Below are 829 nucleotides of genomic sequence, written 5' to 3'. Positions count from 1 at the left end.
TGGCGGGGCAGGGGGGTCGACGGCCCGCGCGACCGGCGGCGGCGGCGCAGCCGGCGGTGCGTCTTCCGTGGCCTCCCCGGGGAAGCCGAGGCATTGCCCCAGGGCCGACAGGGCGTCGGCCGGCATGTCCGGCCCGGCCCCGTCCTGGAGGCCGGCGACGTAGCTCTCGATCCGGTCCAGGGCCAGGTGGACGGCGTTGGCCGCCTCGCGGTCGACGGGCTGGGCGTTGGTGCGGACCCGCTCGAACAGGGTCTCCAGGCGGTGGGCGACGGCCTCCACGGCCGGGAGATCGACGGCGCGGGCGGCGCCCTTCAGGCTGTGGGCGCGGCGGAACACGTCGTTCCAGTCCGGGGTCGCGCTCCCGAGCGCGGCCCGGATCGCCGTGACGTGCTCGCGATGCTCGACCTCGAAGGCCGCGAGCAGGAGCTGGCGGATATCGGCGGGCAAGGCGGCGCCGGCCCTCAGTGCCGGTAGCGTTCGGCCAGGGCCATGAGGGCCTGGGCGAGTTCGGTGAGGTTGGCCGAGGCCGCCTCGACCTCGCGGGTGCCGGCCGCGGTCTGCTGGCTGGCCTGGCGGATGTTCTGCAGCGCGCCCATCACCTGCTCGATCCCGAGCTGCTGCTGGTTGGTCGAGGCCACGATCTGCTGGAACGTCTGCACGTTCTCCTCCACCCGCGCGGTGATCTCCTCGATCGTCCGCTGCGTCGTGTCCGAGCGCGTCTTGCCGGCCGCCGCGCGCTTGACCGCCTCCTCGGTCAGCATCACCGACGTGTTGATGCCCCGCTGGATCTCGCCCAAAATCCCCCGGACCTGACCGGTGGCCGCCTTGG

At 73.9% G+C, this 829-nt stretch carries 1 protein-coding gene and 1 pseudogene; both read right to left on the bottom strand.

The window, feature by feature from the left end; genetic code table 11:
- Positions 1–447 (bottom strand): Hpt domain-containing protein (locus tag FV233_RS29665; protein ID WP_187278281.1); only part of this gene is annotated, 447 nt, incomplete at its 3' end.
- 14 nt (positions 448–461) lie between these two features.
- A pseudogene (locus FV233_RS29660) lies at positions 462–829 on the bottom strand (chemotaxis protein); the annotation flags it as partial.

This window comes from Methylobacterium sp. WL7 (genome assembly GCF_008040085.1).
Lineage (GTDB): Bacteria > Pseudomonadota > Alphaproteobacteria > Rhizobiales > Beijerinckiaceae > Methylobacterium > Methylobacterium mesophilicum.
The sequence above is the reverse complement of the archived record's forward strand: the minus strand, read 5'-3'. Positions and strand labels throughout refer to the sequence as shown.